Origin of the sequence: Streptosporangium sp. CA-135522 (assembly GCF_050949235.1) — a bacterium.
Classification (GTDB): Bacteria; Actinomycetota; Actinomycetes; order Streptosporangiales; family Streptosporangiaceae; genus Streptosporangium.
On record NZ_CP192026.1, the window covers coordinates 10,000,492 to 10,023,038 of the forward strand.

At 70.9% G+C, this 22,547-nt stretch carries 23 protein-coding genes; 9 read left to right on the forward strand and 14 right to left on the reverse strand.

Annotated features, from left to right (window positions below):
- Positions 1 to 157 precede the first annotated feature (157 nt).
- Positions 158 to 1,339 carry a hypothetical protein gene (locus ACQPYK_RS46860; RefSeq protein WP_433247348.1) on the reverse strand — a complete coding sequence of 394 codons (1,182 nt, stop codon included), beginning with the start codon at positions 1,337 to 1,339 and terminating at the stop codon, positions 158 to 160.
- 140 nt (positions 1,340 to 1,479) lie between these two features.
- On the opposite strand from ACQPYK_RS46860, the gene ACQPYK_RS46865 reads away from it, so the two are divergent.
- From ACQPYK_RS46865 to ACQPYK_RS46875, 3 genes are read left to right on the forward strand one after another with little or no spacing between them, the layout of a single operon-like run.
- Entirely contained in the window at positions 1,480 to 2,022 is a 543-nt protein-coding gene (locus ACQPYK_RS46865; RefSeq protein WP_433247351.1) for a gamma carbonic anhydrase family protein, read from the forward strand.
- Between the two features lie 8 nt (positions 2,023 to 2,030).
- Entirely contained in the window at positions 2,031 to 2,255 is a 225-nt protein-coding gene (locus ACQPYK_RS46870; RefSeq protein ID WP_433247354.1) for a hypothetical protein, read from the forward strand.
- Positions 2,248 to 3,600, forward strand: a complete 1,353-nt coding sequence (locus ACQPYK_RS46875; RefSeq protein WP_433247357.1) for a hypothetical protein — start codon at positions 2,248 to 2,250, stop codon at positions 3,598 to 3,600. Before ACQPYK_RS46870 ends, ACQPYK_RS46875 begins: the two co-directional genes overlap by 8 nt.
- Positions 3,601 to 4,084: 484 nt before the next feature.
- On the opposite strand, the gene ACQPYK_RS46880 is transcribed toward ACQPYK_RS46875, so the two are convergent.
- From ACQPYK_RS46880 to ACQPYK_RS46905, 6 genes are all read right to left on the reverse strand, one after another.
- Positions 4,085 to 4,366 (reverse strand): metal-sensitive transcriptional regulator, encoded by a 282-nt coding sequence (locus ACQPYK_RS46880; RefSeq protein ID WP_433247360.1) that lies wholly within the window; start codon positions 4,364 to 4,366, stop codon positions 4,085 to 4,087.
- 24 nt (positions 4,367 to 4,390) lie between these two features.
- Complete coding sequence (locus tag ACQPYK_RS46885) at positions 4,391 to 5,461, reverse strand: glycosyltransferase (RefSeq protein WP_433247363.1); 1,071 nt, start codon at positions 5,459 to 5,461, stop codon at positions 4,391 to 4,393.
- A complete protein-coding gene (locus tag ACQPYK_RS46890; RefSeq protein ID WP_433247366.1) occupies positions 5,458 to 6,255 on the reverse strand; it encodes a hypothetical protein in 798 nt (265 codons plus the stop codon). The genes ACQPYK_RS46885 and ACQPYK_RS46890 overlap by 4 nt, the downstream gene beginning before the upstream one ends.
- Before the next feature lie 155 nt (positions 6,256 to 6,410).
- Positions 6,411 to 8,561 carry a (Fe-S)-binding protein gene (locus ACQPYK_RS46895; protein ID WP_433247369.1) on the reverse strand — a complete coding sequence of 717 codons (2,151 nt, stop codon included), beginning with the start codon at positions 8,559 to 8,561 and terminating at the stop codon, positions 6,411 to 6,413.
- Between the two features lie 253 nt (positions 8,562 to 8,814).
- A complete protein-coding gene (locus ACQPYK_RS46900; protein WP_433247372.1) occupies positions 8,815 to 9,441 on the reverse strand; it encodes a TetR family transcriptional regulator in 627 nt (208 codons plus the stop codon).
- Between the two features lie 119 nt (positions 9,442 to 9,560).
- A complete protein-coding gene (locus ACQPYK_RS46905) occupies positions 9,561 to 10,373 on the reverse strand; it encodes a sugar phosphate isomerase/epimerase family protein (protein WP_433247375.1) in 813 nt (270 codons plus the stop codon).
- A gap of 182 nt (positions 10,374 to 10,555) precedes the next feature.
- Between ACQPYK_RS46905 and ACQPYK_RS46910 the strand changes: the two genes are divergently transcribed.
- The 3 genes from ACQPYK_RS46910 (at position 10,556) to trxA (ending at position 12,064) form a co-directional block, all read left to right on the forward strand.
- Complete coding sequence (locus tag ACQPYK_RS46910) at positions 10,556 to 11,254, forward strand: class I SAM-dependent methyltransferase (RefSeq protein WP_433247378.1); 699 nt, start codon at positions 10,556 to 10,558, stop codon at positions 11,252 to 11,254.
- A 118-nt stretch (positions 11,255 to 11,372) separates the two neighbouring features.
- A complete protein-coding gene (locus tag ACQPYK_RS46915) occupies positions 11,373 to 11,753 on the forward strand; it encodes a MerR family transcriptional regulator (RefSeq protein ID WP_433247381.1) in 381 nt (126 codons plus the stop codon).
- Positions 11,750 to 12,064: a thioredoxin gene (gene trxA, locus ACQPYK_RS46920; RefSeq protein WP_433247384.1), complete on the forward strand. Its 315-nt coding sequence runs from the start codon at positions 11,750 to 11,752 to the stop codon at positions 12,062 to 12,064. Before ACQPYK_RS46915 ends, trxA begins: the two co-directional genes overlap by 4 nt.
- Here trxA and ACQPYK_RS46925 read toward each other — a convergent pair.
- The 6 genes from ACQPYK_RS46925 to ACQPYK_RS46950 are packed head-to-tail and all read right to left on the reverse strand — an operon-like array spanning position 12,061 to position 17,872.
- Positions 12,061 to 13,041 carry an LLM class F420-dependent oxidoreductase gene (locus ACQPYK_RS46925; protein ID WP_433247387.1) on the reverse strand — a complete coding sequence of 327 codons (981 nt, stop codon included), beginning with the start codon at positions 13,039 to 13,041 and terminating at the stop codon, positions 12,061 to 12,063. The genes trxA and ACQPYK_RS46925 overlap by 4 nt on opposite strands.
- Positions 13,038 to 14,627 (reverse strand): ABC transporter substrate-binding protein, encoded by a 1,590-nt coding sequence (locus ACQPYK_RS46930; protein ID WP_433247390.1) that lies wholly within the window; start codon positions 14,625 to 14,627, stop codon positions 13,038 to 13,040. Before ACQPYK_RS46930 ends, ACQPYK_RS46925 begins: the two co-directional genes overlap by 4 nt.
- Entirely contained in the window at positions 14,624 to 15,382 is a 759-nt protein-coding gene (locus ACQPYK_RS46935) for an ATP-binding cassette domain-containing protein (protein WP_433247393.1), read from the reverse strand. The genes ACQPYK_RS46930 and ACQPYK_RS46935 overlap by 4 nt, the downstream gene beginning before the upstream one ends.
- A complete protein-coding gene (locus ACQPYK_RS46940) occupies positions 15,379 to 16,146 on the reverse strand; it encodes an ABC transporter ATP-binding protein (protein ID WP_433247396.1) in 768 nt (255 codons plus the stop codon). The genes ACQPYK_RS46935 and ACQPYK_RS46940 overlap by 4 nt, the downstream gene beginning before the upstream one ends.
- Complete coding sequence (locus ACQPYK_RS46945) at positions 16,143 to 16,931, reverse strand: ABC transporter permease (protein WP_433247399.1); 789 nt, start codon at positions 16,929 to 16,931, stop codon at positions 16,143 to 16,145. The genes ACQPYK_RS46940 and ACQPYK_RS46945 overlap by 4 nt, the downstream gene beginning before the upstream one ends.
- Positions 16,928 to 17,872, reverse strand: coding sequence for an ABC transporter permease (locus tag ACQPYK_RS46950; RefSeq protein ID WP_433247402.1), 945 nt, complete (start codon positions 17,870 to 17,872; stop codon positions 16,928 to 16,930). The genes ACQPYK_RS46945 and ACQPYK_RS46950 overlap by 4 nt, the downstream gene beginning before the upstream one ends.
- A gap of 187 nt (positions 17,873 to 18,059) precedes the next feature.
- Here ACQPYK_RS46950 and ACQPYK_RS46955 point away from each other — a divergent pair, with 187 nt between their 5' ends.
- The 3 genes from ACQPYK_RS46955 to disA all read left to right on the forward strand — a co-directional run bounded on the left by ACQPYK_RS46955 (position 18,060) and on the right by disA (position 21,546).
- Complete coding sequence (locus ACQPYK_RS46955) at positions 18,060 to 18,878, forward strand: helix-turn-helix transcriptional regulator (protein ID WP_433247405.1); 819 nt, start codon at positions 18,060 to 18,062, stop codon at positions 18,876 to 18,878.
- A gap of 102 nt (positions 18,879 to 18,980) precedes the next feature.
- Positions 18,981 to 20,381: a DNA repair protein RadA gene (radA, locus tag ACQPYK_RS46960; protein ID WP_433247408.1), complete on the forward strand. Its 1,401-nt coding sequence runs from the start codon at positions 18,981 to 18,983 to the stop codon at positions 20,379 to 20,381.
- A 79-nt stretch (positions 20,382 to 20,460) separates the two neighbouring features.
- The gene (gene disA, locus ACQPYK_RS46965) at positions 20,461 to 21,546 is read left to right on the forward strand and encodes a DNA integrity scanning diadenylate cyclase DisA (RefSeq protein ID WP_433247411.1); all 1,086 of its coding nucleotides are present in this window, start codon (positions 20,461 to 20,463) and stop codon (positions 21,544 to 21,546) included.
- A 233-nt stretch (positions 21,547 to 21,779) separates the two neighbouring features.
- Here disA and ACQPYK_RS46970 read toward each other — a convergent pair whose 3' ends face one another.
- On the reverse strand, positions 21,780 to 22,445 hold the full coding sequence (locus ACQPYK_RS46970; RefSeq protein WP_433247414.1) for a hypothetical protein: 666 nt from the start codon (positions 22,443 to 22,445) through the stop codon (positions 21,780 to 21,782).
- Positions 22,446 to 22,547 lie beyond the last annotated feature (102 nt).

The following is a 22,547-nucleotide window of genomic DNA, read 5'->3' on the forward strand; positions in this document are numbered from 1 at the left end:
CGGTGCCCGGGTCAGCGGATCTCGCGCGGCTCCGGCGCCGGGCCCCCAATCGCGGAAGCCCCCGACCCTATCGGGGGCGGGGGCTTCCGCTTGACCTCGGCGGGTGCGGGACCGTGGCATGTCGCCGCGCCGGTTCACCGTACGGCGGGCGCTCGCGTCAGTTACGCGCGGCGTACTCGTCGTTCTCCTTGGCGGCGCGGCCCAGATTCACGTCCGTGTCGTCGAAGACCCCGGCGCGACGGCCCCCGGCGAAGCGATCGTCGCGGCCCTCGTCCTCGTCGTCCTCCACGATCACCCGGACGGCTTCGACCTCGGCTTCGATCTCAGCCTCGACCTCGGTCTCCGTCTCGCCGTCGGACGCCGTCGCCGACCCCTCCTCGAAACCGTGCTCGCGCCCGTCCTCGGAACCGGCGACCTGGGCGGCCTGCGCGGGAGCGGCCGTGGACGCGAGGGCGGCCTGCACGGGAGCCGGGGGAAGCACGGAGGCCTCGTCGATCAGGGCTCCGGCGGCGTTCTCGCGGTGGATCAGGTCTCCCAGCACGGCGCCCATCTCGTTGAGGCGGCGCATGACCTCACGGTGGGTGTCGGTGAGGTAGGTCACCCGGCGGCCGGTCGTCTCGTCCAGGAGCGCGGCGCGCTGCTGGGCCGCCGTCAGCGTGGCATGGGCCTCCGCGTTGGCGGAGGAGACGGTGGACTCCGCCTCGGCCCTGGCGCTGCCCAGGGTGGACTCGGCCTCGGCACGGGCGCTCTCGATCGTCCGCTCGGCCTCGTTCCTGGCCGAGGTGACCATCCGGTCGGCCTCGGCGCGGGCGCCGCGCAGGGTCTCCTCGGCCTCGGCGCGGGCGGCGTTGAGGGTCTCCTCGGCGTCTCCGCCGGCCTGGGCCAGCATCTGCTCGGCGGCGGCGGTGGCCTCGGCGACCCGGCGCTCGGCCTCCTGCTGGGCGGCGTTCATCATGCCCTCGGCCCGCTCCAGCGCCGAGTTGACCAGCCGCTGCGCCTCCTCGGCGGCGTCCTCGCGCAGCTTGTTGGCCTCGGCCTCGGCGACCTGCCTCTTGGCGCCCGCCTCCTCCTCTCCCAGCTTCAGGATCTGGCTGAGCCGCTGGCCGAGCTCGTCGTAGTCTTGCGGGGCGTCGGAAAGCCTCCGCCGTGCCTCCGACAACTCGATCCGGCTCTGCTCGACCTGCTCGATCGATCGCGTGAGCCGTTCCTCCAGATCGCGGATCTGGTTACGGTTGCGGTTCATGTAGTCGTGAACCTGGCGACGGTTGTAGCCGCGCATGACGACCTCGAACGAGTCCTCATGCATCAGATCGGGAAAGCTCTCGTGCTGGTTTGTCATAGCGCTGCCCGTGGAGGTTGTGTGGCGGGAAAGGAGACGTCAGGAGACGACTTTCCTGCTTACTGTCCAAGTCCGCAACCGGAACGCGTGACCTGCTTGCGGAAATATCGGGCAAGCTCACTCACCGTAACATCAATCACATGGACACCAGCCCCTACATCGCCTCCCTCGACGGGGACGCGATCCCCCAGATCCACCCAGACGCCTACGTGGCCCCCGGGGCCGTGATCGTCGGCCGGGTACGGCTCGGCCGCGCCGCGAACGTCTGGTACGGCGCGGTCCTGCGCGGTGACGACGAGCTCATCGAGGTCGGCGACGAGTGCAACATCCAGGACCTGTGCTGCCTGCACGCCGACCCCGGCCAGCCCGCCGTGCTGGAGTCCCGGGTCAGTCTGGGGCACAAGGCCATGGTGCACGGCGCCCATGTGGAGACCGGCGCGCTCGTCGGCATCGGCGCGATCGTGCTCGGCGGGGCCCGGATCGGCGCGGGCTCGCTCGTCGCGGCCGGCGCCCTGGTGGGGCCGGGCAAGAAGATCCCGGCCGGGGTGCTCGTCGCGGGTGTGCCGGGAAAGGTCGTCCGCGAGCTGACCGACGACGACCGCGCCTCCTTCGCCCGCACTCCCGACAACTATCTGGCCAAAGCCGCCCGGCACCGGGCGGCGACCGTCGTCCCGCCGGCCTGAGCGTCCGCGTGGCCGGGCTCACCGGCCTGAGCGTCCGCGTGGCCAGGTTCACCGGCTTGAGCGTCCGCGTGGCCAGGTTCACCGGCTTGAGCGTCCGCGTGGCCAGGTTCACCGGCTTGAGCGTCCGCGTGGCCAGGTTCACCGGCTTGAGCGTCCGCGTGGCCAGGTTCACCGGCTTGAGCGTCCGCGTGCCGGGCCCGCGGGCCGCTGACGCGCCGGGAGGCGATGGGTAACATGACCGCCGTGCGGCACTGGGACTGTTTCGACGTCATCGAGAGCGATGTGCGCACGATGGTCGCCGACCACCGATGGGCGGCGCTCCCGCTGCCCGCGCGTGCCCAGGCGATCGCGCTGCGCACCCTGGTCGCCCCGGACGGCGGGCGCTGGCTGTTCGGCGCGCACGCCCGGTGGTACCGGCAGGATCCGGCCGACGGACGCTGGCACCTGGCCGCGCCCCCGGCCGATCCGGGCTTCCGCGCGGCGGCACAGGTCGTCCACACCACCTCGATGATCGTGCCGTACGTGGTTCCGGGCGGTCCCGACTTCACCGCCGACCGGGGGTCGGTTCAGGGGTTCGTCGGCCCGGACGTGCCGCTCGACGTCACCGAGCGGGTCCGCGAGCTGGTCATCGCCCAGCGCGGCAGGCGCCGGGAGGATTTCCCGCTCATCGGGCCGTTCGCCGAGATCTTCGCCGGTGAGGTGGCCAGCCCGGTCGCCGCGGTCTGGGGCACGCTCATGTGGTGCGCCTACGCCCCGGCCTTCGACGGCAACGAGGTGCTGCTGTCGATGTTCGGCGAGTTCCTGGCCCGTCCGCTGCCCGGTGACGAGTGGGTGCGCTGGCTGCCCGCCTCCTCTCTCGACGACCTGGTGGCGCTGTACGGCGAGCGGGTCAGGGCGGGCCACCCCGAGGCCGGTCTCCGGCTGGTCGCGCTGATGGCCGACACCGCCGACGCGATCCGCGGCGACCGGCGCTTCCGTCCTCGGGCCGAGGCCCTGCTGACCATGCTGGAGCCGGTGCTGCGCCGTACCGGCCCCGACCCCTCCGTCGCCCACCACGGTGACGGCGCCGTACGGCAGGCGTGGCTGTCGCGCTGCCCGCCCCACATGACGCTGCCGGATCTCTCCCCGGGCGAGCATTTCCAGCACGTGGTCTACGACCTGGTCCAGGCGCTGGAATTCCTGGTGCCGAAGGGCGCCGACCCGCGGGCGGTGGCGGCCTCGCTCCTCGCCGCCGATCTGGCGGCGTTCGCCCCCCGGGCGGCCGACTCGCTCTACCCGCTGCTGGACCCGGAGCTGCGGCACATCCTCCATGTGGTGCTCATCGACCCGGCGCACCCGCTGCGGGGGTGCTGGCCGCGTTCCGGCGAGCTGCCGCCGGCGCTGCATCCGCCGGACCGGGCCTCGGCGGCGGCCCTGCTCGGCGCCGCCTACGCCACCGGACTCGCGTGGTGCGGGCTCAGCGGGACCACGGTGCCGGAGCGCGGGTTCGCCACCGCCTCGGCGCTCGTGCACCGGCTGATCCACGAGCGCGACGACCCCGTCCCCGGAGTCTCGGGGACCTTTCCCCGCCACTTCTGACAAGGGCCAGCATACTTAAACCACAAATGCAGTTATTTTCCCCTTACTCTCCTTATATCCCTCTATCCCCCCACACATCGGTTGATTGTCTGAATTGTGATCTCCGATTCGGGAAATGATCCTTCTGAGGGCGCGACGGTGCCGTAAGGAATGGTCCCGATGGGCCATGGGCACGTAAGAGCGCCCGCCGTAACCTCGAAGTGGGTGTGGGCTGCGGAAGGAAGGACGACGCGGTGGGGCACGACGACCTGGACTCTAGGGTCCACGACCGTGTCGCGTTGGACGAGATCGCGCTCTACGCCGAGGTGTTGACCGCCGTCGCCATCAGCGAACGGCCACTTACCTTGGCGGAGCTCGACAACGCGCTCGGATTGAGTGCTTCGGCGATCTGCTGAAGCCGATGAGGAAACCGTCCGAACGGCCTAGTCCCGGGCTCCTCGACAGGAGTCCGGGACGTGGTTCGGAAGGATGGTCCGGTGACTAGTCACGAACGGACGAGGCGGGCGATCGCCGCCGAGGCCTCCTTGACCTTCTCCTGCGCCTCGGGGCCGCCGGTGTTGACGGCGTCGGCCACGCAGTGCCCGATGTGGTCCTCCAGCAGGCCGAGCGCCACCGCCTGAAGCGCTCGTGTGGCCGCCGAGACCTGTGTCAGCACGTCGATGCAGTAGGCATCCTCTTCGACCATCCGCTGCAGACCCCTGATCTGTCCCTCGATCCGCCGAAGCCGGGTCAGATAGGCCTGCTTGTCGCCACTGTAGCCATGCATGCCCCAACGGTACTCGTGTGAGGCTCAACGGGAAGCGGTCGCGATCAGTTTCTCCCACCGCTCGGCCACCGAAGGCGCGGCGTGGGCGGCCGCGGCGCCCAGCGCGCCGGCCGCGAGCTCCCGGCGCCGGCGCTCGTCGTCGATGAGCGCGAGCAGCGCGGACGCGTACGCCTCGATCTCGCCCTCCCCCTCGGGGACCAGGACTCCACTGCGGCCGTCGGTCACGAAGTCGCCCGGCCCGCCAGGGCTGTCGAAGGCGATCACCGGCACGCCGCTGGCCATCGCCTCGATCACCGTCATGCCGGGCACTTCGGCCCGGGAGGTCGCCGCCACGATCGACGCCTTGGCGAACTCGCCGGTCAGATCGGAGGTCGTGCCCATGAAGTAGACGTGGTTATGCAGGTTCAGGTCCTGGACCAGGTCGCGCAGGCTCCTGTCCTCCGGGCCTCCGCCGTACAGGCGCAGCCGCCAGTCGGGGCGTTTGTCGGCGACGGTGGCGAACGCACGGACCAGACGGTCGTAGGCCTTCCCCGGCACCCAGCGCCCGCCCGCGGCGACGATGCGGTTGTCCATCCGCGAGCGCGGCCAGGGACCGGCGGGGAGCGCGTCCGGGATCACCTCGACCCCGACGCCGCCCTCCAGCAGGCGGTCCCACTCCTCGCGGATCGTCTCGGTGGGGGTGACCACCGCGTCCAGGCGCGGGTAGAACTTCCTGATCGGTCCGGGCACCGGCGGGTGTCCCCACTCGCGGGCGATCCGTACGGCGTCGCGGGGGGCGTGCCTGGCCACCTGGACGCTCAGCCCCGGCCTGGTGCTGATGACCACATCGGCCTTGAGCCCGCGCAGCCGCCGCCAGAGGGCGACCTCGGTGCGCATCTGCCCCTGTGGCAGCAGATGCCGGGCGCCGGGCTGGGCGTCGAGCACCCAGGACAGCGTCACCCTCGGCTCCACGGGGAAGAACGGTTTCTCCCGGTGGCGGCGGACGCTGACGATCTCGACATCGTGGCGTCCGGCCAGCTCCCCCGCGAGGTTGACGATCGAGCGGACATCACCCCGCATGCCGTAGACGGAGGGGACGAGCAGGCAGATCCTCACCCTCCGACCTCGATCCTGAGCTCGTCGTCGGCGGTGTAGCGAGGTCGGATCGGCACCCCGTCGATCTCCTCCGCCGGGTAGTGCAGGCGCCGTCGTTTGCCGTCCACGTCGTCCAGCCGGGAGCCCAGGCGCAGCGGCGCGGCCAGGCCGTCCACCTCCAGCGAGGGTTCCCAGGTGCCCGGCTGCTCGGGCGCGGCGGCGAGCACGTCGCACAGGGAGAGCGCGGCGTGGAAACGCACCCCCTGAACCGTCGCGGTCGTGGTGAGCTCGGCGTCGGGATGACCGCGGCGCAGAGTGAGCCGCGCCTCGTGCCGGGACTCGTCGTCGTCGAAGCCGGTGAAGGCCAGCAGCCCGGTGACCTCGAAGCGGCCCTCGCGGAACCAGACCGCGCGGACCTCCGCGGCCGGCTCGGCCTCGTCCACCTTCAGCGCCAGGAAGCCGTTACGCGTCCGGTAGGCTCGGTGGGCCCGGGTGCGACGGCTCAGCGCGTAGGTGTCGAGACGGTCGAGGGAGAAACCCGGATCGACGCTCCGCAGCCGGGTGCGCGGCGTCCCCTCCTGCTTGAGGTAGACGTCCCAGCGGCCGGGGATGAGGGTCAGCGGCGCGAGCGAGACCGCGAGCGTCGCGTCGCGCGCCTCGGCTCCCGGGGTGCCCAGCACCACCGGACGCTCGTCGGTGGTGACGCGATGACGCAGGATCAGCTGGGCGCCGCTCGCGATCGGTTCGTCGATGGACAACCGGACCGAGAGAACGTCGGTCAGAGTGACCTCGGCGTCCGTGACGACGGCACGCATCGTCAGCTCCCTCCCCGTCCAATGAGCTACGCGACGTTGAGGTTACCGTGATTTTTCCGTAATAGACAGGAAGAGTTTCGGACCTAGCGTCCTTTTCTCCACATCTTTACCGATTGTCAGGCACGACTGACCGGAAAGCCGTGCCTGACCGCCGGTCAGGAGGCCTCGACGGGCTGCCCCTTGATGGACTTGATCAGAAGCTGGGAGACGTCGACGACCTCCAGCGTCTCCTTCGCCTCACCTGCGTTCTTCTTCTCGTTGATCGAGTCGCCCAGCATGACCAGACAGAACGGGCAGGCGGTGGAGATGGTGTCGGGATCGGTGGTCAACGCCTCGTCCACGCGCTCGGTGTTGATGCGCTTGCCGAGCCGCTCCTCCATCCACATTCGTGCGCCGCCGGCGCCGCAGCAGAAACCGCGCTCCTTGTGCCGGTGCATTTCCTGCGTCTGCACACCCGGCACCTTCGCCATGATGTCGCGGGGCTGGGAGTAGACCTTGTTGTGACGGCCCAGGAAGCACGGGTCGTGGTAGGTGATCTTCTCTTCGATGGGCGTGACCGGCACCAGCTTGCCCTCGTCCACCAGCTTGGCCAGGAGCTGGGTGTGGTGAACGACCTCGTAGGTGCCGCCGAGCTGCGGATACTCGTTGGCGAGGGTGTTGAAGCAGTGCGGGCAGGTCGCGACGATCTTCTTGACCCCGGCCTCGTTCAGCGTCTCGATGTTCTGCTTGGCCAGCATGTCGAAGAGGAACTCCATGCCCAGGCGGCGAGCCGGGTCACCGGTGCAGGCCTCCATCGGGCCGAGCACGGCGAACTTCACGCCGGCGATGTGCAGCAGCTCCGCGACGGCCTTGGTGGTCTTCTTGGCCCGGTCCTCCAGGGCGCCGGCGCAGCCGACCCAGAACAGGTATTCGGTGTCCTCGGGCATCGTCTCGTCGATGAGCTGGATCTCGATCGGATCCTCGTCGCGGCCGGCGAGCTCCTCGATCCAGTCGGCCCGCTTCATCTCGGACATCCCCCACGGGTTGCCCTTGTTCTCCAGGTTCTTGACCATGACGCCGGCCTCGGACGGGAAGTTCGACTCCACCATCACCTGGTAGCGGCGCATGTCGAGGATGTGGTCGATGTGCTCGATGTCCACCGGGCACTGCTCGACGCAGGCGCCGCAGTTGGTGCAGGACCACAGCACGTCCGGGTGGATGACGCCGTCCTCGCCGACCAGGGGCTTGTCCAGCAGGGCGAGCACGTCCTCGTGCAGGTCGGCCCGCTGCTCCTGGGTGGCCATCAGGTAGGGGGCGACCTTGAAGGCGTGGTCGCGCTGGTCGAGGATCAGCATCTTCGGCGACAGCGGCTTGTCGGTGTTCCAGGCCGGGCACTGCGACTGGCAGCGACCGCACTCGGTGCAGGTGTAGAAGTCGAGGAAACCCTTCCAGGTGGTGTCCTCGATCTTGCCGCGGCCCAGCTTGTCCCCGTCGAGGTCCTCGTCCTCGAAGTCGACGACCTTGCCGTCGATCCGCATCGGCTGGGCGGAGCCGTTGCCGTTCGGGCGGCGGGAGAACATCACGTTCAGCGGGGCGGTGAAGATGTGCAGGTGCTTGGAGTTCACCACGATCACCAGGAACACCAGCATGACGCCGATGTGCAGCAGGAGCCCGACGTGCTCCAGCACCTCGTTGACCGACTCGCCCAGCGGCCTGATCAGGGCGGCCGCGGCCTCGGAGGCGAACGCCCCGGAGGCGTAGGGGAGGTTGCCGGTGTTGAACGCGGCGCCGCGGAAAAGGAACATCGTCCAGATCACGTTGAAGATCATGAAGAGGACGAGCCAGGCGCCGCCGAGGTGCGAGCCGGAGAAGCGGGACTTGCGCCCCAGCTTCTTGGGCGAGTTCTTGATCCTGATGACCGCGAAGGCGATCAGGCCGATCAGCGCCGCGACCGCGATGAAGTCCTGCAGGAAGCCCAGGACGGCCCAGGTCCCGATGAGCGGGATGTGGAAGTCGGGCGTGCCGGTGACCGCGCCCTGGATCAGGGCGCCGTAGGCCTCCAGATAGACGGTCGCCAGGATGAAGAACGCCCACATGACGAAGAAGTGCGCGGTGCCCGAAGCGGTCCACTTCAGCAGCTTCTTCTGCCCGAAGACCTCGACGAGCTGCGCCTTGACCTCGTCACCGACGTGGTTCCTGGCGTATTCGACCCGCTCGGGCGCGGGCGGCCCGACGGTGGCGAGCTTATATAGGAACAGCACACGGCGCGCGGCAAGCGCGACCGCGACGGCTGTCATGACCAGCCCGATTACCGCTACCCAGAGCACGGGGTCCTCCCACAGACGGCGTTGGCTGCCAGCGTACGACCGCCGGTCATCCACGGTGACGACGGGTCGCCACGAATCCTACCGACGGGTAACTTGTTTTCCGACCGCGATCCGTGGTGACCGTGGTCACCATATGGCCACTTCGATGCCCAGAACAATGCTCTGCACACATGCCGGCCGCCGGATGCCGGCTCGGACGCCGACCAGATGCCGGCCGGACGCCGGCCGGATAGCGGCTCGGACGCCGGTGCCGTTACGGCCCGTCGAGATAGCGCTGGATCGTGGGCGCGAGCAGCGGCACCAGCTCCTCGACGTCGACCGAGGCCAGCGGCTCCAGCTTGACGACGTATCTCATCAGGACCACCCCGAAAAGCTGCGCGAAGGCCGCCTCCATCCGGATCGGCGCGATCCGGAGGATCTCCGCGACCCGATTCAGGATCGCCTGCGTGAGGAACTCCCGGATCATCGCGACCACCTGGTCGTTCGTCATCGCGCTACGGACCAGCGCCAGCACGGGCTGGCGGGCGCCGGCGTCGGAGGTCATCGTCAGGACGAACCGGGTCAGCCGCTCGCCGATCTCCTCGCGCGGCCCCGCAGTGATCATCGGTATGACGTCGTCGGGGTTGATCGGCAGCTCCATGGCCGCGACGAACATTCCCTCCTTGCTCGCGAAGTAGTGGTGGACCAGCGCCGGATCCACCTCCGCCTGCCGGGCGATGCCGCGGATGGTCGCCTTGTCGAACCCCTTCTCCGCGAAGGTCTCGCGCGCGGCCGCCAGGATCTGGCCGCGCGTGTCCGCCGCTCCGGGTCTGCGCCCGGGACGCCGTCTGCCGCTGTCCGGCTCGCTCGCGGGCTGCCCGCCCGCGGGTCGATCGCTCACAGGTCGTTCACTCATCGGTCGATCTCCCGCGTCGCCACGGGTCTTTCACTCCTCGGTCGATCTCCCGCGTCGCCACGGGACTTGCGGTCAGAGGTCGTCCGCTCATGCGCTGTCAGAGCTCACACGCTGGAAGAGGTGGCCAGGTGCAGGCGCGCGAAGGCGAGCGCCTCGGTCAGGTCGTCGATCCGCTCGGTGCGGCTGGCGGCCTTGCGCGTGTTGATCTCCAACACGACCAGGCCGTCGTAGCCGTTGCCCGCCAGCCGTTCCAGGATCGGCGCGCACGGCTGGCCGCCCCGGCCGGGGACCAGGTGCTCGTCCTTGTTCGCCACCCCGACGCCGTCGGCCAGGTGCAGGTGGGCGAGCCGGTCGCCGAGCTTGGTGAACATCTCCATCGCGTCGACCCCGGACACCGCCGTGTGCGACAGGTCCAGCGTCACCTGCGGGAAGTTGTAGTCGACCGGGTTCCAGTCCGGGGAGTAGGGCACGACCTCGTTGCCGCGGGCCCGCAACGGGAACATGTTCTCCACGGCGAAGACCACGTCGGTCTCCTCGCGCATCCGGACCAGGCCGGTCTCGAAATCGCGCGCGTAGTCACGCTGCCAGCGGAAGGGCGGATGCACCACGACCGTCTTGGCGCCCACCCGCTCGGCGGCCCGCTGCGCCCGCTGGAGCTTGGCCCACGGGTCCTTGCCCCACACCCGCTGGGTCACCAGCAGGCACGGCGCGTGGATGGCCAGGATCGGCAGCTCGTAGTGGTCCGACAACCGCTCCAGGACGTCGATGTCCTGGCTCACGGGGTCGGCGCCCACCATGATCTCCACACCGTCGTATCCGAGGCGCGCCGCCAGCTCGAAGGCGTCGGGGGTGCGCTCCGGATAGACGGACGCGGTGGACAGCGCGATCTTCGCACTAGGTACTCGGATGACGCTCATACGGCTTCCTCGCCTCCGGCCGGACTTCACGTGAGCCGGCATCGCCGCGCCCGCAGGCCCGTTCGATTCGCGCACTCACGATGCCAGCCTAAGCGCGAGCGCGGACGAATGAGCCCGGCTCCGGCCGGGAGGCCCCGGTCTCCGAAGAGGCCGGGAGGATGCCGGGTCGCTACGGTGAGGACATGCCGCAGTTCTTGAAGGGTGCCATCCCCAGCCCGAACATCTGGAACACCCCCCACCTCTACGAGCTGGAGAACCGGGCGGTGGACCCCGAGGACGCGGCCGAGGCCGCGATGGCCGCCATCCGGCCGTGGACCGGCGCGACGGTCCTCGACATCGGCTGCGGAACCGGCTACCACCTGCCCTCCCTGTCGGCCACCGCCGCCCGCGTGATCGGCGTCGAGCCGCACGAGGAGCTCGTACGGCTGGCCAGAAGCCGCTGCCGGCCGCTGCCCAACGTCGAGGTCCATCCGGCCACCGCCCAGGCCCTCCCCCTGCCCGACGCCTCGGTGGACGTGGCCATCGCCCGCTGGGCCTACTTCTTCGGCCCCGGCTGCGAACCGGGCCTGGCCGAGCTCTCCCGGGTGGTACGGCGGGACGGCGCCGCCTTCGTGATCGACCTCGACGCCGGCCGCGGCGCGTTCGGCCGCTGGTTCAGCCGGTCGGTCCCGTCCTACTCGGCCAGGTCCGTCGAGGACTTCTGGAGCCGCCAGGGCTGGCAGAGCCGGCCACTCGACCTGCGCATGTCCTTCGAGCGCCGCGCCGATCTGGAGGCGGTGCTGCGCATCGAGTTCACCCCCGAGGTCGCCGAGCAGGCCATCGCCGAGACCCCCGGTCTGGAGCTCGCCTACCCCAACGTCCTGCGCTGGAAGCGGTTCTGACCGCCCCCGGACGTCACCCGCCCACCCCATCTGCGGATATCCGGGATGAAATGTCCCGGCGAACCGCTTGACCTTGACGTTGGTGTCAACGCTTAGCGTGATCCCGTAAGGAGGACGGATGCGGATCGGGGAGCTCGCGAAACTGGCCGGGGTCAGCACCCGCGCGCTGCGCTACTACGAGCAGCAGGGGCTGATCACGGCGCGGCGGACGGCCAACGGCTACCGGGAGTACGGCGAGGCGGACCTGAGACTCGTCACCGAGATCAGGTCCCTGCTCACCGTCGGTTTCACCCTGGAGGACGCCCGGCCGTTCGTGGCGTGCCTGCGGGCCGGCCACGAGTCGGGCGGGTCCTGCCCGGAGTCGGTGGCGGTCTACCAGCGCAAGCTGGCCGAGATCGACGAGGAGATCCGCACGCTGCTCACCCGGCGCGCCGAGGTCGCCGGACAGCTCACCGCCGCCTGCCCCGGATGCGTATTCAGAAAGCAGGAAAAGTCATGATCACGTTGACCGCCGACAACTTCGCCGAGCAGGTTCTTCAGAGCGACAAGCCCGTCCTGGTCGACTTCTGGGCCGAGTGGTGCCCGCCGTGCCGGATGATCGCGCCGATCCTGGAGCAGATCGAGGCCGAGCACGGTGACCGCGTCACGATCGCCAAGCTCAACTACGACGAGCACCAGGAGATCGCGGCCCGCTACGGCGTCATGGGCCTGCCGACGCTCAACCTCTACAAGGGCGGCGAGGTGGTCCAGCAGATCGTCGGCGCCAAGCCCAAGCGTCTGCTCCTCGCCGACCTCGAAGGGCACATCTAGCCGGGCCCGAGCTCCCGCAGGATCCGCAGCACCGCCTCGGGGTCGCCACCGACCTCGGGCGGCAGGCTGACGTAGAGCTGGAGCGAGGTCACCCCCGGCCGGTGGAACCTCGCGATCCGTTCCCGGCACTCCTGCGGCGTCCCGTTGACGAACAGCTCGTCCACGACCTCGCCGGGAAGCGCCGCCGCGGCGCCGGCGTGGTCACCCCTGTCCCACCGGCCGTGGACGTCGGCGAGCAGATCGCCCCGTCCCAGCCACTCCTGGAACTTCCGGTACGGCTCGCGGTTGAGGATCCAGGCCAGGAACGGCCGGGTCGCCCGCCGTACGAACTCGGGGTCGTCCGACGGACACACGAAGACCTTGACCACGAGTTCCTTGCCGGGCGGCTGCGGCCCGACCGCGTCGACGACCTTGGCCACGTCCGAGGCGGAGAGCAGGTTGGAGATCGCCCCGTCGCCGTCCTCGAATCCCATCCGCAGCATTCCCGGCCGCAGCGCGCCCACGATGACCTTGGGCGGCTCGACCGGCACCCAGGGCAGCCGGTAGCCGGTGATCTCGAAGGTGTCGAACGGCCCGGTCACGTAGTCGCCGCGCAGCGCGCGCTTGAGGAAGCGCACCACGTCGCGGGTGCGTTTGAAGGGCTCGACGAACGGGATGCCGTTGATGTCGCTGACGTGCGCGGGCACCGAGGAGCCCACGCCGAGCAGCACCCGCCCCGGCGCCACCTCGGCGAGCGTGGCCGCGTGCTGGGCGAGCACCGCGGGACCGCGGGTCTGGGCGGGGACGATCCCGGTGGCCAGGCGCACCCGCGACGACCAGGCCGCGGCCAGGGCCAGCGGGGTGAAGGCGTCGTAGCCGCCGCCCTCCGCCGTCCAGACATCGGAGTAGCCGAGATCGGGCATGCGTTCGACGATGTGCCGGTGCGCGGCCAACGGGATGCCCGGCAGCGGCAGCGTCACCCCCCATGACGGCGTCATCGTGCCACCGTGACCGTGGTCAGGTCCAGGAACCAGGACTGCGGCTGGACGAGCCCCTTCACCCGCGGGGCGAGGGCGCGCGGGTTGCGGTCGTTGACCACGAACAGCCACGGCGCGTCCTGGGTGACCAGGCCGAGCGCCTCCCGGTAGCTCGCGGTCCGCTCGGTCTGGTCCGGGGACTCCTGTGCCTTCTTGAACAATGTGTCCACCTGCTTGTTGGAATAGTGGCCGGTCCAGAACGGGCTGCCGGAGCCGAGGAAGAGCGGCAGCAGCGCCTCGGACTGGAACAGCGTGGTCGACTGGGCGATCGCGTCGGCGCCCAGCGGCACCTTGCCCGACGCCTCGTCGCCGAGCAGCGCGGACCACTCGACGGTCTTGATCGTGACCTTGATGCCGACCGCCGCCAGGTCCCGCTGGAGGCTCTCGGCGATCGGCACCGGCAGCAGGTTGCCCGAGCCGGCGGTCGGCACCACGACCGTGGTCTCGAACCCGCCGGCCACCCCCGCCTCGGCGAGCAGCGCCTTCGCCTTGGCCGGGTCGTAGGAGTAGACGTCGCCGGCCGCGTCGTAGGCGCCCGTCGCCCTGGGCGCCGCCTGGTAGGCGGGGTCCGCGGTGCCCTTGAGCAGGTCCTTCGCCAGGGACTCCCGGTTGATCGCGTAGTTGGCGGCGCGCCGTACGCGCACGTCGCTCCACGGCTTCTTCGCGGTGTCCAGGATCCAGTACCAGATGTGGTCATAGCCGTTGACCGAGATCTGGAAACCCGCGTCCTTGAGCGCGGTCACGTCGTCGGGCGAGGGGTATTCGATCCAGTCGACCTCGCCCGAGCGGAGCGCGGCGAGCCGGGCGGCGGGGTCGGGGATGGGACGCAGGACCAGTTTGTCCAGCTTGGCGGCGCCCCGCCAGTAGTCCTTGAACGGCAGCAGCTCCAGCCGCTGGCCCGGGGTGAGCGAGCCGAACCTGAACGGCCCCGTCCCGACCGGGTTCTTGCCGAAGTCGCCCTTCTTCAGCGCCGCGGGGCTGACGATGTACAGATGGGCCACGTCGTCGGGCAGGTGCCCGTTGGGGGACTTGGTGACGATCTCGACGTGGCGGTCGTCGACCTTGCGGTAGGAGGCGAACGAGCCGGCGTACTCCCCGGCGGCGGCCTGCAGCGCGGCCGTCGCGTACGGATCGCCCTTCTTCGTGTAGCGGTCGTAGTTGACGATCACCGCGTCCGCGTCGAACGGGGTGCCGTCGTGGAACTTCACCCCCTGGCGGAGTTCGAAGGTCCAGGTCCTGGCGTCGTCGCCGTGCGTCCACGAGGTGGCGAGCGCGCCGGTGAGCGGGGCGCCCCCGTCGGTCCTGCTCAGGTCGTGGCGGGTCAGCCCCTCGTAGAGCTGGAAGCCCACGAAGCGCTTGCCCTCGAACCCCTGCCCGTTGAGCACGGTGTCGACGTTGGGCAGGTCGGAGGAGGTCATGCCGACCACCAGGGTGCCGCCGCCCGCACCGTCGGAGGTGGAGGCGGGAGGGGTGCCGCCCCGCGCGGCCGAGCAGGCCGCGAGGGCCAGCGCGAGCAGCCCGGCGAGGGCCGTGACACGCAGTCTCAAGGGAGTTCTCCTGTCAGGGGACGTACGGCCGCCAGCAGCGACCGGGTGTAGGGGTGTCGCGGGGAGCGCCACAGGGTCTCGGTCGGGCCCTCCTCCACGACCTTGCCGCCGCGCATCACCAGCGCCCGGTCGCACAGGTGCTCGACGACGGCCAGGTCGTGGGAGATGAACAGGTAGGCCACGCCGGTCTCCCGCTGCAGGCGCGCCAGCAGGTTGAGCACCCGCGCCTGCACGCTCTTGTCCAGCGCGGACACCGGCTCGTCGCACACCACGAGATCGGGCCGGGTGGCCAAGGCGCGGGCGATGGCCACCCGCTGCGCCTGCCCGCCGGACAGCTCCCGCGGACGCTTGCGCGCGTGGTCGGCGGTCAGCCCGACCTGTTCGAGCAGCTCGGGAACCCTCCCGGCGGGAAGCCCGTGCGCGCGGAGGTTGAAGGCGATCGACTCGCCCACCCGCAGCCGCGGGTTGAGCGAGGTGCGCGGGCTCTGCGGCACGAACTGGATCCGCGCCCTGAGCGGGCGCATCCGGCGCTCCGGCAGCCCGGCGAGGTCGTGCCCGGCGAACCTGACCCTGCCGGAGTCCGGCCGGAGCAGGCGCAGCACCAGCCGGGCGGTGGTCGACTTGCCCGAGCCGGACTCGCCGACGAGGCCGACGCTCTCTCCGGCGTGCACGACGAGGCTCACGTCGTCCACCGCGACCACCCCCGAGGGGAAGCGCTTGGTCAGGTGCTCGGCGACGAGCAGGGGTCCGTTCATGCGAGTCCTCCCGCCAGCTCGCCCCGGGGCACGCCGGGGCGGGGTTCGGCGTCGAGCAGGCCGCGGGTGTAGGGGTGGCCGGGGTGGTCCAGGACGTCCCTCACCGGGCCCCGGTCCACGATCCGCCCGTCGCGCATCACGGCGACCGCGTCCCCGATCCCGCGCGCCACCCGGATGTCATGCGTGATCATCAGCAGCGCCGCGCCCAGCCCGTCGAGCAGGCCGAGCACCGTGGCCTGGACGGTGACGTCGAGCGCGCTGGTGGGCTCGTCGGCGATCAGCAGCCGCGGCCCGCAGGCGATCGCGACGGCGATCAGCGCGCGCTGCCGCAGGCCGCCGGACAGCTCGTGCGGGTAGGCGCGGGCGACCCGCGCCGGATCCCGCACCCCGACCCGGTCGAGCAGCTCCAGGGCCGTCTCCCGAGCCCGGGGCCGGCTCACCGCCACCCCGTGGCGACGCAGCACCTCGGCGATCTGCGACCCCACCCTGCGGAGCGGGTCGAGGGCTGCCGAGTGGTCCTGCGGCACGAGGCCCACGTCCCTGCCCCGCACGAGCGGACCGCCGTCGAGGGTGACCTCGCCGGTCACCGTCAAGCGCGGCCCGAGCAGTCCGAGGATCGCGCGGGCGGTCATCGTCTTGCCGCTGCCCGACTCCCCGAGCACGACCAGCGTCTCCCCCTGCGCCACCCGGAGGCTCACCCCGTCGACGATCCGCGCGCCGCCCGCCGCCACCACGAGGTCGCGGACGACCAGTCCCGCGCTCACGGCCTGCCCCCTGACCCGCCGGTGCCGCTCCCGAGCACGTTGAAGGCGACGGACACGGCGAAGATGACGACCGCGGGAACCGCGGCGATCAGCGGGGCGCTGAAGGCGTACTGCCGCAGCTCGTTCAGCATCGACCCCCACTCGGCCGCCGGGGGCGCGACCCCCAGCCCGAGGAAGGACATGCCCGCCCCGTAGACGACCGCGAGCCCGACGAGCGCCGTGCAGTAGACGAACGCGGCGGGCAGCACGTTCGGCACGACCTGCCGCAGCGCGATCGTGTGCCACCGGGCGCCGGACGCCCGCGCGGCCTCCATGAAGTCCGCGTTCCTGATCGCGGCCACCTCCGTCAGGACCACACGGGCCACGGCCGGGGTGAGCACGACCGACAGCGAGACGACGGTGCCGGTCAGGCCGGCGCCCAGCGCGGACGCGACGGCGATCGCCAGCAGCACCGCCGGGAACGCGTAGAGCACGTCGAGCAACCGCATGATGAGGTTCTCGACGGCGCGCGGGCCGAGCCCGGCGGCGACCCCCAGGAAGGTCCCCAGGACGAGCGCGACCCCGACCGGCAGCACGCCGCACAGCAGCGAGGGCCGGGCGCCCCAGATCAGCCGGCTCAGCAGGTCACGACCCTGGCCGTCGGTGCCGAGCAGGTGACCGGCGCTGCCCGGCGGCAGCAGCCTGTCCCTCAGCAGGCCCTCCGCCTGGCCGTACGGCGCGAGCCAGGGGGCGGCCAGGGCGGCGGCGCAGAGCAGCAGGACGGCGACGAGCGCGGCGCGTCTCATCGGCGCACCCTCGGGTCGATCAGCGCGTGCACCGTGTCCACGAGCAGGTTGATCCCGACGAAGGAGACCGCCACGACCAGGACGCCGCCCTGGACCACCGGCAGATCGCGCTGGGACAGCGCGGTGAACAGCAGGTGCCCGAGTCCCGGCCAGGAGAAGATCGTCTCCACGAAGACCACACCCTCGACCAGATAGGCGAGCTGGAGGCCGCCGATGGTCAGCAGCGCGGGGGCGGCGTTGTGCGCCGCGTGCAGCAGCACCACCCGCTCCGGCAGCCCCCTGGCCCTCAGGTGCTCGACCATCTCGCCGCCCAGAAGCCCGGTCAGCGTCGCGCGGAACATCCGCGCGGTCAGCCCCATCGGCACCAGGGCCGCCGCCGTGGCGGGCAGCACGAGGTGGGCCGTCAGGTCGCCGAACCCGCCGGGGTCGGCGGCGTCGTGCATCCCGCCCGGCGGCAGTACTCCCGTGCCCACCGCCACGAACGCCACCAGCAGCAGCGCGACGGCGTACTGCGGAGCCGAGAGCGCCAGGGTCGCCAGCCCGTCGCCCGACCGCCCCGGCCAGCGTCCGGGGAAGGCCGCGCCCGCCGCTCCCAGCAGCGCGCCGCCGACGACCACCAGCGAGAACGCCGCGAACGCGAGGACCAGCGTGTTGCCGAGCGCCGCGCCCAGCACCTCCGTGACGGGCCGTTGCCCGGCGATCGACACCCCGAGATCACCGGTGATCGCGTGAGCCAGCCAGCTCGCGTACTGCCCCGGGACCGGAGCGTTCAGCCCCAGCCGCTCCGCCAGCTCGGCCCGTGCCTGCGCCGGGGCCCCGGGGCCGAGGAACGCCGCGACCGGGTCTCCCGGGATCAGCTTGACCGTGACGAACACCACCACGGTCACCCCGATCAGCGTCGGCACGGCCAGCAGTATCCGGCCCGCCAGGAACCTCCTCACCGGACCGCCCTCGCGGCTTCCGGTTCACGACGTCGGCGCGACTGCGACGGCCGACACCCCGGTACGGCGGGCAACCAGCAGGTCATCACGGTGGATCCTCGTTCAGACGGGGCATTTCACACCGATATTGTCGGAAATCCGTACAATCAGGCAGGAAGTTATTTGTGCTGATACCGGAGGTCATAGGGTGAGCGTCGACGCCCGCCGTGAGCTGGGCATGTTCCTGCGTGCCCATCGAGAGCGGCTGAACCCCCAGGACATCGGCCTGCGACCGGGAGGTCGCCGCCGCACCCCCGGACTCCGCCGGGAGGAGGTGGCCACGCTCTCCGGAGTCGGCATCGCCTGGTACACCTGGCTGGAGCAGGGCAAGGTCTCCGCCTCCAAGCAGGTGCTCGAATCGGTGGCCAAGACGCTGAGGCTCGACGGGGACGGTCTCCGTCACGTGCTGACCCTGTCCGGCCTGGCCGCTCCGAACCTGCCCGCCGATCCCCTGCTGGCCACCCGGATGCGGCCCATCCTCGACAGCTGGCCCCTGTCCCCCGCGCTCCTCCTCGACCGCCACTTCGACCTGCTGGCGTGGAACGCCGCCTACACCGCCCTGTGGGGCGATCCAGAGCAGATCCCCGCCGAACGCCGCAACCTCATGTGGGTCATGGCCGGCGATCCTCGGACGAGGCGGTTGCTGCGCGACTGGGAACCGCTGGCGATGACCGTGTTCCAGCAGTTCCGCGGCCAGGCGGGACCGTATCTGGACGACGTGCGCACCGGGGAGGTCTACGCCCTCCTGGAACAGGACCGCCCCGACCTCACCCACTGGTGGCAGTGCCCCTCCGTCGCCACCCTGAGCACGCGCGACGTCGTCGTCGAGGGGCCGATGACGCTGGTCTTCTCCCTCTTCCGGCCGGTGGAGGAGCCGGGCGCCCTGATCCTGCTGCAGACGCCGCGCGACGAGCCGGACCGGCGGCGGATGGCGGAGCTGACGGCGGACCCGTCGCGGGCCGCGTGAGCGTCCCCGGCCTCTCCCGGTACGACACGCCGTCCCCGGCCTTTCCGGTACGGCGCGCCGTACCGGGTGAAAGTTGTCGGTCGGGACCGGTAGCGTGCGGCCATGGCTAAGAAGGTCGGCTATCGCTGTGGTGAGTGCGGTTGGCAGACCGCCAAATGGGTGGGCCGCTGCGGCGAGTGCCAGGCCTGGGGCACGGTCGAGGAGGAGACCGCCCGCGGGGGCGTGAACGTGGCCTCCGCCGGGGCGGTGTCGGCTCCGGCCGTCCCGATCGGTCAGGTCAAGGCCGAGGTGGCGCACGCGCGCAGCACCGGGGTGCCCGAGCTCGACCGGGTGCTCGGGGGCGGTCTCGTGCCGGGCGCCGTCGTGCTGCTGGCAGGAGAGCCGGGCATCGGCAAGTCCACGCTACTGCTGGAGGCGGCGGCCAAGATCGCGCGACAGCAGATCGTGCTCTACGTCACCGGCGAGGAGTCCGCGGCCCAGGTGCGGGTCCGCGCCGACCGCATCGGCGCGATCCAGGACCAGCTCTACCTCGCGGCCGAGACCGACCTGAGCGCGCTGGTGGCCCACGTGGAGAAGGTCCAGCCCGACCTGCTCATCGTCGACTCGGTGCAGACGATCGGCTCGGCCCAGGCGACCGGGGTTCCCGGCGGGGTCACCCAGGTCAGGGAGGTCGCCGGGAACCTGGTCCGGCTGGCCAAGGAGCGCGGCATGTCCACGGTGCTGGTCGGCCACGTCACCAAGGAGGGCTCGATCGCCGGCCCCCGGACGCTCGAACACCTCGTCGACGTCGTGCTCCACTTCGAGGGCGACCGGCACTCCCGGCTGCGCATGGTCCGCGCGATCAAGAACCGGTACGGTCCCGTCGACGAGGTCGGCTGCTTCGACCTGCACGAGGGCGGCATCGAGGGCATCGCCGACGCCAGCGGCCTGTTCGTCTCCCACCGCGCCGAGCCGGTGCCCGGCACGTGCGTCACGGTCACCCTGGAGGGCACCCGGCCGCTGCCCGCCGAGGTCCAGGCCCTGGTCGCGCGGACCGAGGCCCAGCAGCCACGGCGCTCGTCCTCGGGGCTCGACACCTACCGGGTGACGATGGTGCTGGCCGTGCTGGAGCGGCGGCTCAACGCCAAGCTCGGCGGCTGTGACGTGTTCACCGCGACCGTGGGCGGCATCAAGCTCAGCGATCCGGCGGTGGACCTGTCGGTGATGCTCGCCGTGGCCAGCGCGGCCGGGGACAAGGCGCTGCCACCCGGTCTGATCGTGCTGGGCGAGGTGGGCCTGGCCGGAGAGCTGCGTCCGGTGCGCGACGTGCGGCGACGCCTGTCGGAGGCCGCCCGGCTGGGCTTCACCCGCGCCCTGGTCCCCACCGGCTCCCTCGACACGGGCCAGAAACGGGGCGGTGAGCGCTCTCTCGTCCCGGTCGGCGGCCGCGGCGCGAACTTCATACCGGGTTTCGACGTCATTGAAGCGGACAACGTCTGGGACGCGCTCACGCACGTCACCTAGAGACGGCCATCCGGCGACTCCGGACCCGGCAGGTCCTTCGCCGGTAAGCTGACTGTGATACGCGGACCACGGGGGTCATGTGCCAGCAACCAACAAAGGGCTCGACGAACGCCGTAGAGGCGTGTTGGCCGCGGTCGCTCCGGGCACCGCACTACGCGACGGCCTGGAGCGCATTCTTCGCGGCCACACGGGCGGTCTGATCGTGCTGGGCTACGACAGCACGGTCGCGGAGATCTGCAGCGGCGGGTTCGAGCTGGACGTCGAGTTCTCCGCGACGCGGCTGCGCGAGCTCGCCAAGATGGACGGCGCCATCGTGCTGAACGCCGATGATCTCAGGATCGTGCGCGCGGCCGTGCATCTGATGCCCGACCCGGCCATCCCGACCGACGAGTCCGGCACCCGCCACCGCACCGCCCAGCGAGTGGCCGTGCAGACGTCCCTGCCCGTCATCTCCCTCAGCAAGTCCATGCGGATCATCGCCCTCTACCTCGACGGCTTCCGCTACGTCCTGGAGGAGTCGGCGGCGATCCTCTCCCGGGCGAACCAGGCTCTGGCCACCCTCGAACGCTACAAGCTCCGCCTGGACGAGGTGTCCGGCACGCTGTCGGCGCTGGAGATCGAGGATCTGGTGACGGTCCGGGACATCGCGGTGGTCGCCCAGCGGCTGGAGATGGTCCGGCGCATCTCCGAAGAGATCACCGGTTACGTGGTCGAGCTCGGCACCGACGGCCGCCTGCTGGCGCTGCAGTTCGACGAGCTGGTGGCCGGCACCGAGACCGACCGCGAGCTGATCGTGCGCGACTACCTGCCCGTGGCGGGCCGTCGCCCGCGCAAGTTCGCCGACGCCCTGCACGACCTCGACGAGCTGTCCTCCAGCGACCTGCTCGACCTGTCCGTCGTCGCCCAGGTCCTCGGCCACTCGGGCAACGACGCCCTGGACACCCCGGTGAGCCCCCGGGGCTACCGCCTGCTGGCCAAGGTTCCCCGCCTGCCGGGCACGGTGGTCGACCGCCTGGTCGACCAGTTCGGCAGCCTGCAGAAGCTCCTGGCCGCCAGCATCGGCGACCTCCAGGAGGTGGGCGGGGTCGGCGAGGCCAGGGCCCGCCACATCCGCGAGGGCCTGTCCCGGCTGGCCGAGTCCTCCATCCTGGAGCGCTACGTCTAGCCGTGAGAGTTACGCCCGCCCCTGAGCGCTACGGCTGGCCCTGAGCGCTACGGCTGGCCGTGAGCATTACGCCCGCCCTCAGCGCCACGTCTAGCTCTGGAGCGTTACGGCTGGCCCTGAGCTTTACGTCTGGCACGGCACTCCGGTCACACCCGTCACCTACTTCGTCCACGACGCCCCCGAAGACCCGACCTGTCACCTCCCGGGCGTCGCCTCCGGTGGCCGGGACCACCTCAGCGGAGATGGAAGACGGTCTTGGGGCTCCTCAGGCCGGAGCTGCGAACCACCGCCACATAGGTGCCGGCCCGGGCGCCCTCACGCTCGGCCGTACAGTCGCCGCCGGAGCGACGGCGGTCCCACTCGACCTCCCGGACATACGGGATGCCCCGGTCGAGCTTGCGGATGTCGTCGGTGTCGCCGCTGACGCAGTCGGCCGAGGACCAGACGCGGTCGCTGCCGGAGGTGATGCGGACCTCCATCGCCCGGGGTCCGACGTCGGTCGTGCACATCACCTTGCCGATGTTCACCAGCGTGAGGATGAACCGGGGCTGGCTGCCCAGCGTGTAGACGTCTCCCTGTCCCTGCATGTTCAGCACGAGATCGGAGGAGTCGCAGGCGTCACCGGGCCGCTTGGCGCCGGCGGCAGGCCTGGCCGATCTGCGGGTCGCCGTCGGGCTCGGCGAGGGGGTGATCGTCACCGTGGGCAGGACGGTCACGATCGGATCCGGCGTGGGCGGCCCATCGAGCTGGGCCTGTACGTCCGACGAGCGCTCCGGCTCACTCGACGAGCAGGCCCAGGCCACGATGGCGACCACCACGAGCACACCGACGAGCGCGGCCATCCGACGCCGCCAGTAGACGTCCACCCCTATATCACTACGGAAAGTGTCCGGGTCCATACCGACAGTATGAAGATTCTTCATGAGTCTTGAGGAGCGACCCGCCGCTACCACTTCCGTTTCAACGGGTGAAGGCGGGGGAAACGGCCCGGCCCGGCACTA